The sequence below is a fragment of the Vibrio artabrorum genome (assembly GCF_024347295.1).
GTDB lineage: Bacteria > Pseudomonadota > Gammaproteobacteria > Enterobacterales > Vibrionaceae > Vibrio > Vibrio artabrorum.
Genome location: NZ_AP025459.1, coordinates 1 through 11,807, shown reverse-complemented (window position 1 = coordinate 11,807; position 11,807 = coordinate 1). Strand labels below are relative to the sequence as shown.

Here is an 11,807-nt window from a genome sequence, read left to right as displayed (position 1 = left end):
ATACATAATTCACTTCATCTAATTATAAAAACGAGACTTGAACATTAAATGAGCATTCATCACCTCCTTATTGTGCTAGGTAAGCGGCTCAATGGAAATAAATTGACTGCTGAAGGGATCGGCCGAGTTGATGCTTTGGTTGAATATCTGACGGCGGAGTCCAATAAGCAAACGGCGGTTGCATTTTGTGGTGGAGTGACTAAAGGCCAAACGATTTCGGAAGCCGATGCTATGCACCAATATTTTAGACAGCTTGAAAATCAGCGTGCACATCCGTTTCCACTAGGGGCGATTTTACTCGAGCAGCTTTCGACCAATACGCTAGAGAATATCCAGAATCTAGCGTCAGAGATGATTGAGAGTGGGTTGTTTGTTCGTGGACAAAGTGTCAAGGTGACCTTCATTTCGCATGACTACCATTTGCAACGTATATTCGAGATTCAATCGCTAATGGATGAGCAAGGTTTGCTCAAAGTTCTCGTCGAGAAGTGTTCGGCGCTTGGGGTGAATTTACAGATAAAGCGTCACTTAGATGCTCATGTTGCGGTGCCATACCCTTATCAAAGCACCCAAGGAGAACTGTTTTTGTTGGTGGACGCTCTGACGACCTATCGAGTGTATCTAGAAGGGGTCTCTACGGGGGCCTTTGAACGAGATTTAGAGTCGGTAAGACAAAAACCGGAGCAATTGTCTTTAGACGCGTTGAACATCGCGAAGGAATTAGTAAGAGGTTCATCTAACTTTGTTCTCATGGACAGCTTACTTCCAGTATTGGATCGCTGCATCCAGCAAACCTCAGCCAGTGCCGATATAAAAAAAGTCAGGGAGTATCTAGCATTACTCGATACAAACCTGACTCTATTGAATCGTTATTTAGACCCGGAATCAGATCGCACACAGCGCTGGTGGCGCTAGACATTTATTCCGTTTCATTTTCCGCAACAATCCTTTGCAGTGAGGGGCTTTATAGTCATGACGACGGACGTTTTAACGTAAGTGACTAATTTTCAGTTTGTTGTTCGTGGTGGTTACGGTAGTACTCCCATTGTTCAATGCGTTCACCATCGTCGAATACACAGTAAGTTGTGCGTTGATTGTTTTCAGTAACCGTGTTCAACTCGCCATTTTGCTGAACGCAATAGATTGCCGCTGGATTAGAAACTGAAACTCGTTGGCCTTCGCTATATTCTGCATAGTTGTTCGCACAGCCGCCTAGTACAATGGCAAATACTGTTATTAAACCAATATTCTTCATGTTTATCTCCTACGTAATAACTTTACAAGTGAATGTGCTAACTTCTACAGAACCAGATTAGAAGCCCTATGAAACGAGTATATTTTAGATTTCAGAAAAGGTTAGTTCGATTTGGTCAAGATATTGAAATACGCTGCTATTTCCCTACGTTTAACGGTTTTTTGAGTGTTAGCTCATGTTAACTTAGGTGAAATGTCGCTGGATTATCTTCGTTTGAGGGAGGATTGTGTGTGGGGTGTTTTAGATCAATAGCGCTGAGTTAGCTGTGGCGAAATAACAAGATTATGTGTGCTTGTGTGGGGTTGTGAACCTCGAAACTATGGATAGTTATGATATGATGCCGCCAAATTCAGTTGAGCAGTTGGAATCATGAGACATCTAAAAACGACTATCCACCCAGAGATCGAACACTTAGACAATAAAACGGTATACAAGCGCAATGCTGCCCGTGCGATTGTGTTAGATGGTGAGAACATCTTGATGCTTTATACCGAGCGTTATCACGACTACACCATCCCTGGTGGTGGGCTAGATGAGGGTGAAGACGTCATTGCCGGTATGGTTCGTGAACTGGAAGAAGAGACGGGTGCAAAGAATATCCACAGCATTAAACCGTTCGGTATTATTGAAGAGTTTCGCCCTTGGTATAAAGATGATGCGGATATCATGCACATGATTTCTTATTGCTACTCATGCAAGATTGACCGCGAGCTGGGGGAAACGGCTTATGAAGACTATGAAATAAAAAACGGAATGAAACCTGTGTGGATTAACATTCATGACGCCATTGCTCATAACGAGAAGACCATGGCTGAGAGCCCGAAAAAGGGCATGAGCATTGAGCGGGAAACGTTTCTGCTGCATTTGATAGCCAAAGAAATGCTTTAAAACCCCTAGTTTATGCTTGATATTCAACCGTCAAATTAAAAAAACATAACGAATAAAACGAAATGCCCCCCAACGATTGGAGGGCATTTTTTATGAGGTAGAAGCCTTTTCTTTGTCTTAAATAAGCGATTTCTCACATAAGCGATGTTGCAAATAAGTTAGGTTCTAAATCGATTCACTTGACGCTCCAAGTGGTGAGCAACTTCAGTTAAGTCGTTCGCCGCACCTGAAATGCTGCTAACCGATTCTTGATTACTCTGTGCTATGGTGTTGGCACCCTGCGCATTCTCACCCAATGACTTAGTTAGGCAATCTTGTTCATCAACTGAAGCCGCAATTTGGCTGTTGGCCTGATTCAAATCTTGAATATGTTGATTAATCACATGTAAGTTTTGAGAAGCTTGTTGCGCCTGAGTCGAAGCATCGGAAACCGTGCTGTGACTCGCTTTGATAGACTCTAATGCGTCTTTAGCACCACGTTGCAGTGAGGTGATCAGTTCATCAATCTGGCTTGCAGAATCTTGGGTGCGCTTCGCTAGAGTTCTCACTTCATCGGCTACTACGGCAAATCCACGGCCCTGCTCACCCGCACGAGCGGCTTCTATGGCTGCGTTCAATGCCAATAGGTTGGTCTGTTCAGAAACGCCTTTGATAACTTCAAGAATGGCACCAATGTTTATTGACTCTTTGTGTAGGTTGGTCACTTTTTGACTGCTGACCTGCATGCTTTCATCGGCACTGCCAATTTCGTGCAGGGTTTTGTCTACTTCTTTTAATCCCATTGCCACATTCTCAGTTGCTTGGTTTGCCACTTGAGATGCATGGTTAGCACTGGTGGCAATTTCTGAGGTGCTTGACGCGAGTTGATCAACGGCGGATGAAATATTGTTCATTTCATTGTTCAATTGTGTTGCGTTGGTCGAGCTGGTGTTGGTGACTTGATTGAGCGACTCTGACATCTCGCCAATCCGTACACTAGAGTGGTTTACTTGCCCAACGATATCTCGCAGAGACTCAATGGTGATGGCCATGTTGGTCAGCAATTCGCCAATCTCATTTTTACTCTCGATGTTCACTTCAACGTTCAGGTTACCCTGAGAAAGTTCGTTAGTGATCCGTTTAACCTGATCGATGCCTTTGGTTATCGATCGAGTCACCAAAACCGCACTCGTCATACCAATGATCAAAGCCACACCAGTCAGCAAGATGATGATTTGAATGGAGCGTTTTTTGCTGGCTTGCAGTTTTGGCGTGAGTGCTTGTTTCTGTTGTTCAAGAATACTCTGGGCATCCGCTACCGCGATGGCTAAGCTGTTGCCAATTGAGACAAGGGTTGCTTCTCTTTGGGTGTTCTCAATCATCTGTTGATGAACGAGTTCAAAGCCTTTTTCATACGCTTCGCGTTGGTTAGAAAAGTCTTTAATCAGTTCACTTTGATAAGGGGAGGATTGAAGAGACTCAATGTCACTCTCAATACCTGGTAATGCATATTCAAAGATATTTTTACCGGCTTCATAAGTTTTAAGATTGTTGTTATTTGAGTAATTTAACACGGTGATTTTGGCGAGGAGAAAATTCTCCATCAGCATGCCCGCGTACAAGCTCGCATTTGGGTCATTGTTGTTGTAAGACTCATACAATAAGCTCTGAGCGGCTTTGAGTGCGTTGGTTTCTCTTTGGACCATATCGACGTTCACGAGTTTGTCGATGAGTAACTGACTCTGTTTCATAGAGCTATAAGCCGCATCGAAGGCTTCAACACTGTCTTGCACTAACTGTAGGCTCGATAAGCTATCATTTTTGGTGGAGGTTTGGAGAAGCTGGTTCAACAGATCATCAATGGCGAGTTTACTTGCTTGATAATTCGTTTCATATTGCTTATCCAATGAGTCTATATAACGTTCAGAGGCTAAACGCATCTGAAGAAAGTGCACTTGGATGTTACCTGATAGTGTCGTTTCATGGCTAAGTTCACTGTATTGACTAAAGCCTTGCGACAAGGTTTGGATGCCTTTGTAACTCACAACGCCGGAAATGACGAAAAAGAGCAAGCAGATGGCATAACCTAGCTTAATCTTGCGTGCTATAGAAAGGTGGCGCATAACTATCCCTATATTGACCTGATTCCTTCGCTGCTGAGTATTTCATAAAATAGTATTTCAGGCAGAATTAAGTGAATGGTTTGTGTGATAAGTAACGCTTTGGTTGGGGAGGTGTTGCTTTTTTGTTCTTTGGTGAGTGCTGTATTTAAGTTTGTCATTGTCATTGGTAGGAGTAAGCACTTATGTTCGTACATAAGAAGTGAGTTAAACAAACCCTGAATCTAGATTGCTAACGGACAGACTCCAGCGCTGAGTTGATACAAAAACGCGAGCCGCCTGGCTTAAAGCCGAAACGTCTCGCGAGAATCGTGTGGATTTTGTTACCGTTTATACATAGACGGGTTGTGTTAGATACACAATGCAAAAATACCGATGATCATTAAAACGATCGTCGCGTACCAGCCATATTGTGACGTTTTATCGGCTACGAAAACCTTGATATAATTGATTTCCTCATGTGCTGTTGCAATAAACTCAGCGGCGTTAATCGATAATTCACGATCAGTATCTTTGAGGTCTCGTTGTAGTTTTTTAAAAACCTCATCAATAAAGGCTTTTGTTTCCGAAGCAGATGAATTAGCACCTAAAGTTAGGCTATTCCATACTGCCATTCGCGATTCATATTCGCTTTCACTCACACAATTAAGCACGCGTAAATCATACTCTCGTTTGTTACGCTCTTTCCCTAATCGATCAGGGCAAATATTTCTTAATACGTTCACGACAAATTTTCCAACAGGTTTATTTAGATATAGAAAAGCGCTCAAAGAGGGCTCATAAACTGGTGCGAATCGATGTTCAAAAAGTGATCTATTTAAAACTGAAATAAACGACAACATACCGGTGTCACTTACATCGGAGATTTGAAGTTTGGTTTGTCATGTCAAAGAACGGCTGCGGCTTATTCATTTTTTGTTGCTGTTTTTTCTTCACAGCGCTCAACTTGAGGTGACCAACCCTTTGGGTTCGCATAGTAGTGATGTCACTTTGGGACATCAACTAGGGTGTTTTATCCACACGACAAAGATATTTATCGGTAAGATGAGCAGAAATAAGGTAGTGCTGACGAATCCAAGACCAAGGTGTCTGGATGAAGATATCTAACGATTATGACCAACAATGGTATGATCGCGGGCTCAGCACCATAAGTGATAAAGAATAGGAAACAGAATGACCAACCTTACACAACAGCAAGAAGCTGCAATGGCGACGTTCAAGGAGAACTTACACCTGCCAAATGGTGGTTTTCATAAACTGATTATCGAGCTAAGTAAGGAATATCAGCTGCCTTTCCAAAAAGTGCGTGGCGTTTTAAAGAAAGCTCAAAAAGATGTGGAACGACAGATACGAGAAGATTTTACCAGTGTTAACGATGTCGTACTAAGCCAAGCTCACTGGGTGAACATCATTAAGTCAAAACTTGTTGAGCTAGCGAAAGATAACCAAACGATCATGGATAAGCTGCAACAAAACCTCAAGTATCAAAAAGTGTTGTCGGCAACCGAGGGTTCAATCGCAAGCGAAGACCAACGTGACGAGTTAATTGAAGAATTGATTCAAGCTTATGAGAAAGAGGTGTTCAAACCGTTATTGGCGATGCTGCATACAACAAAGCTGTATTGGACGTTAATGCTGGTGGATGAGACATGTAAGATGAATGAGGAGAATCGTGAGAAATTCAATGATTACCCTCAACACATGCAAGCTGCAGAACACTTATATACTCTTGATCAGAAGTTAAGGTCGATGCCGTTAACTTATTAGTCCATGAATGCACTGATAATGACTCATTGGTAATTCAGAGTTCGATATAAGTTGGTTTCAATAGAAGTACGATAACCTAGCTAGCGTTAGCCGCGTGTGAAATGCAAAAAGGGCTAGGTTTCTGATCGGTTTTACTTCTACTCTATTTTGTTCTGCTAGAGCGAATTGAGGGTGACATCTTTTACATCTTTGGGACTAGGCGGTGTTGCTTTCTGTCGCCTTTGGAAAATGCTATAGGAGTGTGAAATGTCCTAGGGTGTTTCCGTTGCCTGAAACGATAGTTCCGATGCTTTCTCGTTCATTAAATTCAAAGTCGATGAGATAACTGTGGTGGTGTAGCTTGGGCAATATGTGGCGGTGAAGTATATCGCTATTGAGCTGTCGAATCTCGGTGACCCATGAAACTTCTTCTCGGTATAAGTCTATTTTGATTTTGAGCATTTATTACCTTTTAGTTTATTAACGTTTTTTTCGCGTGATAGTTGGTACCAATGGGTTTGTCGTGTTGTTCTGCGTGACATAATTGTGCCTTGTGTTTATTACATTTGTATTTAAGTTGTCGATCTATTTTTAATTTGCTCAAAAGAAAGCAAAGGATGAATAGAACGGTAGTAGGATCGAATTTAAAGCTATTGAATGACTATCTAGGTGAAAGCTGACGCAGAGAGGGTGTAACGAGGGAATCGAGAACTGTCTGTGTGGAACTTGGACTTACTTTAGCATTAACAGCTCTTTAAACAAGAGCCAATTGGTGGATGATACGCGTATTTTTTGAAATGGCAAGTCCATTTTAAATTAATATGAGATTTGGCCTAGCTGTTTACGTTTTGTTTGATTAACTCAATGACCGCATCGTACCTGTGTGGCAGTTTTTGATTTCTTTTCTGAACCAAATACAAGGTCTCCTCAACTTCAACCTTGGGCGGCACAACGTGCAGTTTGTCTCTTTCTGGAAAGTGTTCAACCGCACTAGCCGGTAACACGGTAAAGCCCAACCCTTTTGATACTGGCAGTAAGATCTGGTGAAGTTGATTGATGTAGCCAGACTTTGGTATCTCATTAACGTTGATACTCGCAAGATCCTTATCCCCACATAAGTCAAAATATAAAGACAGATAGTGAGCCGAATCTGGGTGTGCAATGAGGCCAATGTCGTTTAACACCGTTGGTGTTATCTCTAGATCTGCAAGATTGTGGGGAACGATAAGGTGCAGACTCTCTTGGCCTATGACTTGGCTTTGGTAGTAGCTGTCGTTAGGTGAGTGCCTCACAATGCCGATATCGGTATTGCCTTGGAGTAAGTCATTCAATATCTTTTGGTTTGGCGCCGCTTCGAGGTGAATGCTTAATTCTCGATGTTGCTGTTGCAGTTGAAGAAGCTTCGGATAAAGTCGTAAAGATAAAGAGCCAGAACAGGAGAGGTTACATTGGCCTGCATAAGGGTTATCAAAACTTAGAGACTCAAATAAGTCTTCTTGGTTTTTCGCTAACTGAAGTGCATAGCGATAGACAATCCGACCTTGTTCAGTCAATTCAAAACTCTTTTTTTCCCGAGATAACAGGTCACAGTTGCAAGCTTGCTCAAGTTTTTTGATGTGTTGGCTCACACCCGGTTGTGTCATGTACAGCTTGTCTGCAGTTTGAGTGAAATGACCAACTTCAACCAGAGTCTTAAACGTATTGAGCCAAAGTGGGTTAATCATACTCATCTCTCACCTGAAAATAACAAAAAATTATTATTATATTAAGTAATGATAATTTCAACGTGTATTACCTAAGATCTGATGCACTGTAGCGCTCATTGTATACACGTTCTTCATTTAGCCCGTCATTGCCCCGTTCGAGCTTTACGGTTGAGACTCTTCATCGTCCAAATTGTCAGCGTAGCCTTTCGGTGGTGGTGTCCAACCACGCTCAGAATGACTATGTTTATCTGAACGGTCTTTTTTCATATCTTCTTTCATTGCTTCTTCAAGATTAATGAAGATTTGTCGATAATTGTTGTCGTAGCGCGGGTTCTCTTGAGCTTCAGACCAAGCTTGGTAAAGTTTTTCAGACTTGCGGCTTTCAACACGTTGATACGTTGATTTTTGTTGTTCGACGAAGAAGGGGTGGTGACCTAAAGAACGTAAGGCTTCAGCCCCCATCTCAAGCGCTGAGTGATACGTTTCTGATTCTACAAAGTCAGCCCCTGCTTCTTTTAATCGGTAACTATGACCGCGGTCGAATGCACGTGCTAAGATTTTTACTTTAGGGTAGGTATGTTTGACGTATTTAACCAATTCAACGCTTGAATCTGGGTTATCGATGGCAATGACAAGCATCGCCGCTTCTTCGATTCCAGCGGTATGCAATAGGTCATGACGAGTGGCGTCACCAAAGTAAGACTTAATATTGATGGAACGCAGCAAGTCAACTTGGTTTGCTTGATGATCCAGAACCACCGTATTGACGTCATTCGAGACCAAAAGGCGGTTAACGATTTGACCGAATCGACCAATGCCAGCAATAATGACCGTGCCTTTTTCGTCGATGGTATCTTCTTCGCGGTCGTTCGATTTTTGTTGGTAACGAGGCAATATCACTTTATCAAATAGAATGAATAACCCGGGTGTTAGGAACATTGAAAGCGCGACAACTAGCGACAGGGTCTGGACGATATCAGCAGGTAATACGTGGTTTTGAGCGGAGAAACTCAATAACACAAAACCAAACTCACCGGCTTGTGCCAAGCTCAATGTAAACAGCCAACGATCGCTGTTCTTGATCTTGAATATTAATGCCAGCGTAAACAGCACCAGTGCTTTAAGTATCATCACGCCCAATGTCAAAGCAAGAATGAGTGCAAAGTCGTTAAACAGTATCCCAAAGTTGATACCCGCACCCACGGTAATAAAGAACAGTCCAAGTAATAAGCCTTTGAACGGATCAATGTTGGACTCCAGCTCATGTCGGAATTCACTGTTAGCCAGTACAACACCGGCTAGGAAAGTGCCTAATGCTGGCGATAAGCCGACTAGGCTCATTAGTGCTGCAATACCAATAACCAACATCAGTGCTGTTGCTGTAAAGATTTCACGCAGGCCAGAACTGGCAACGAAACGGAATAGTGGTCGACTTAGATAATGTCCACCAACAACGACAATCGCGATAGAGGCGGTGATGACTAGGCCGTATGCCCAACTTGGTAAGCCTGCAACCAAACTTAAGTCATCATGATGTGCTGCGGCTTGAGCTGAGCTCTCTGCTAAAGTCACCAGTTCAGGGAGAGCCAGCAACGGAATGAAGGCGAGCATTGGAATCACGGCGATATCTTGGAACAGCAAGACCGAGAACGCATTTTTGCCCCCTTCTGTCTTAGATAGCCCTTTTTCGTTAAAAGTTTGCAGAACGATCGCGGTAGATGAAAGAGCGAAGATCAAGCCAATAGTAAGAGCGATCGTCCAAGGTTGTCCAAAAACTAATGCGATCCCCATAACCACTGCCGCTGTTGCACCAACTTGAAGGCCACCCAGTCCAACTAAGCGGTTTCTCATCGCCCACAGCATTTTAGGCTCAAGCTCAAGCCCGACTAAAAATAGCATCATGACTACGCCAAATTCAGCGAAATGTTGAATCGTTGTGGTTTCGTCACCAACCAAGCCGATGATTGGACCAATCACGACGCCGGCTATGAGGTAACCAAGCACCGAGCCAAGGCCAAGCCTTTTGGCGATCGGTACAGCGATGACCGCCGCAAGTAAATAGATAAATGCTTGTAGAAAATATCCTGTCATTGTTTCATCTCAGTCATTAATTGTTCTACATAGTGGTTTAATTTTTCTGCTTTAGTGGCTTTTTTGATGTTGATTCTGTCTGCAACTAACGCTTGTAAAAGCGTCTTATAGTTATCGACATGTTGTTGAATACGTTTTTCTTCTAATGCCGTCCGAGAGCCAAAAAGCGCAAAAGGAGCAAGGTAATTCATTCCACATAAGGACGCGGTTTGCTCTAAAGGGTGAAGCAGTTCTCGAACAGTGAAGTGGTTATAACCATCGCTTTGGTAAGCTTCTTTTTTACCGCCTGCTGTGATGCAACACAGTAAGCTCTTACCTTGCAGTTTGTTTCCATCAACACCGTAGGCAAAGCCATATTCTAGAACGAGATCTTGCCACTCTTTAAGAATCGCCGGCGTCGAATACCAATACAGAGGGAACTGAAAAATGATGATGTCATGATCCAATAGACGTCTCTGTTCACGGTCAATGTTGATTTTAAAGGTTGGATATTCAGCGTAGAGATCGACACAGGTGACTCCATCAATGCGCTGAGCTTGTTCAAATAAGGGTTTGTTTGCTTCAGAACGGTGCTGAGTTGGGTGGGCGAATAGCACCAAAACTCGATTTTTCGACATACAGCCCTCTTTGTTTATTCTCGAACAATGCGTATTGGGATTGTCGATATACAATAATAGAAGAATGGTTAAAGAACAACGAATTAGCCCATACTAATTTATGGAGTCAATACGATTTTTGGTGATCCGTTATCTAAAGCACTCGCCAATTTGTGCATAGCTGACACACACTGTCTATGACTGAGTAAAACTAATTGTTCGCGAATAATAAAAGCGAATTAGTGTATTTTATGGCACCGTTGGGGACGAACATAAATAATGCAATCACCCGACATAGAACGACAATGAATAGAGGAAAAACTATGAGCATGGACTTGCGTCAACAATGTAATTTGTTGCTTTCTGGTCACTTAGAACCCTCTCCAGCACAAACATTCTCTCAGATGGCAGAATGGTGTGAGAAGCACAATATAAGCCATGATAGTTATGGTGATGGAGAGTTTATAGAAAGCTTTGAAGCCAAAGTTGCCGATTTGCTCGGCTATGAAGCTGCCGTGTTTGTCATTACAGGTACAATGAACCAGGCAACCGCCCTACAGATCGCGTGCCAAGAAAAAAGAAATCCAGTAGTGGCGATGCATGAGTCGAGTCATATCATGCGTCATGAACGCCAAGGGTATCAGCTTCAAAATCGATTCAACGTGTTGCCCGTCGGAAATGCATTTCGAACTTGGAATGTCGACGACTTAAAAGCATGGCCCGATGAAATTGCAGCGGCTTTATATGAATTGCCGATGCGAGAAATTGGCGGGCAATTACCTGAGTGGGAAGAGCTAGAAACGATTAAGCATTACTGCAAAGCGCAATCCATTCATCTGCATATGGATGGTGCGCGCTTGTGGGAGTGCGCTGCGTATTATCAAAAGCCATACCGTGAGATAGCTAACGGTTTCGATACTGCTTATGTATCGCTGTATAAAGGTCTCAATGGCCTTGGTGGTTCGTTACTGTTAGGCGATAAAGCCTTTGTGGCAAAAGCATCGGCGTGGATGAAGCGTCAAGGTGGCAATGTCTATCATCGAACGCCTTATGTGGTGTCAGCGGCCATGCAATTTGATGAGCGATTAGACCTGATGCCTGCGCTATATGAACGCACCAAACAGGTTTATCAAATATTACAAGATTACCCTCAGTTCACGGTTAACCCGCAACAACCGCAGGCTAACATGCTTCACCTTTATCTACCGGTGAGCTACGAAGACGGCATTATTGTGAGGGATAACATCGCCAAGAAGCATAAAATTTGGATCGGGAACCCAGCGATCAGCGAATGGCCAAACCAATGTAAGATTGAATGGTATGTTGGTGATAACTTACTGAATTTGCCGGATCATGAGCTGATCGACATTCTTGATTTGATTAACGAAGAGCTGATTTGATTAACTAAGAGTTAATTTGATTACGG

The 11,807-nt window shown here is 42.8% G+C and carries 11 protein-coding genes; 4 read left to right on the top strand and 7 right to left on the bottom strand.

Features of this window, described 5'->3' with window-relative positions:
• Positions 1–48 precede the first annotated feature (48 nt).
• Positions 49–915 carry a YdcF family protein gene (locus OCU36_RS14160; protein ID WP_261840223.1) on the top strand — a complete coding sequence of 289 codons (867 nt, stop codon included), beginning with the start codon at positions 49–51 and terminating at the stop codon, positions 913–915.
• A gap of 85 nt (positions 916–1,000) precedes the next feature.
• Here OCU36_RS14160 and OCU36_RS14155 read toward each other — a convergent pair whose 3' ends face one another.
• Positions 1,001–1,255, bottom strand: coding sequence for a putative hemolysin (locus OCU36_RS14155; protein WP_261840222.1), 255 nt, complete (start codon positions 1,253–1,255; stop codon positions 1,001–1,003).
• 369 nt (positions 1,256–1,624) lie between these two features.
• Between OCU36_RS14155 and OCU36_RS14150 the strand changes: the two genes are divergently transcribed.
• On the top strand, positions 1,625–2,143 hold the full coding sequence (locus tag OCU36_RS14150) for an NUDIX hydrolase (protein ID WP_261840221.1): 519 nt from the start codon (positions 1,625–1,627) through the stop codon (positions 2,141–2,143).
• Positions 2,144–2,301: 158 nt separating this feature from the next.
• On the opposite strand, the gene OCU36_RS14145 is transcribed toward OCU36_RS14150, so the two are convergent.
• Together OCU36_RS14145 and OCU36_RS14140 are read right to left on the bottom strand one after the other, a co-directional pair.
• Positions 2,302–4,245: a methyl-accepting chemotaxis protein gene (locus OCU36_RS14145; protein WP_261840220.1), complete on the bottom strand. Its 1,944-nt coding sequence runs from the start codon at positions 4,243–4,245 to the stop codon at positions 2,302–2,304.
• A 347-nt stretch (positions 4,246–4,592) separates the two neighbouring features.
• Positions 4,593–4,967 (bottom strand): thiamine-phosphate diphosphorylase, encoded by a 375-nt coding sequence (locus OCU36_RS14140; RefSeq protein WP_261840761.1) that lies wholly within the window; start codon positions 4,965–4,967, stop codon positions 4,593–4,595.
• A 448-nt stretch (positions 4,968–5,415) separates the two neighbouring features.
• Between OCU36_RS14140 and OCU36_RS14135 the strand changes: the two genes are divergently transcribed.
• Complete coding sequence (locus OCU36_RS14135; protein ID WP_261840219.1) at positions 5,416–6,009, top strand: hypothetical protein; 594 nt, start codon at positions 5,416–5,418, stop codon at positions 6,007–6,009.
• 231 nt (positions 6,010–6,240) lie between these two features.
• Here OCU36_RS14135 and OCU36_RS14130 read toward each other — a convergent pair whose 3' ends face one another.
• From OCU36_RS14130 to OCU36_RS14115, 4 genes are all read right to left on the bottom strand, one after another.
• Positions 6,241–6,450, bottom strand: coding sequence for a hypothetical protein (locus OCU36_RS14130; protein WP_261840218.1), 210 nt, complete (start codon positions 6,448–6,450; stop codon positions 6,241–6,243).
• 371 nt (positions 6,451–6,821) lie between these two features.
• Positions 6,822–7,712, bottom strand: a complete 891-nt coding sequence (locus OCU36_RS14125) for a LysR family transcriptional regulator (RefSeq protein WP_261840217.1) — start codon at positions 7,710–7,712, stop codon at positions 6,822–6,824.
• A gap of 144 nt (positions 7,713–7,856) precedes the next feature.
• Positions 7,857–9,785, bottom strand: coding sequence for a monovalent cation:proton antiporter-2 (CPA2) family protein (locus OCU36_RS14120; protein WP_261840216.1), 1,929 nt, complete (start codon positions 9,783–9,785; stop codon positions 7,857–7,859).
• Positions 9,782–10,402, bottom strand: a complete 621-nt coding sequence (locus OCU36_RS14115; protein WP_261840215.1) for an NAD(P)H-dependent oxidoreductase — start codon at positions 10,400–10,402, stop codon at positions 9,782–9,784. The genes OCU36_RS14120 and OCU36_RS14115 overlap by 4 nt, the downstream gene beginning before the upstream one ends.
• Positions 10,403–10,704: 302 nt before the next feature.
• On the opposite strand from OCU36_RS14115, the gene OCU36_RS14110 reads away from it, so the two are divergent.
• Positions 10,705–11,781, top strand: a complete 1,077-nt coding sequence (locus tag OCU36_RS14110; protein WP_261840760.1) for a threonine aldolase family protein — start codon at positions 10,705–10,707, stop codon at positions 11,779–11,781.
• Positions 11,782–11,807: the final 26 nt, after the last annotated feature.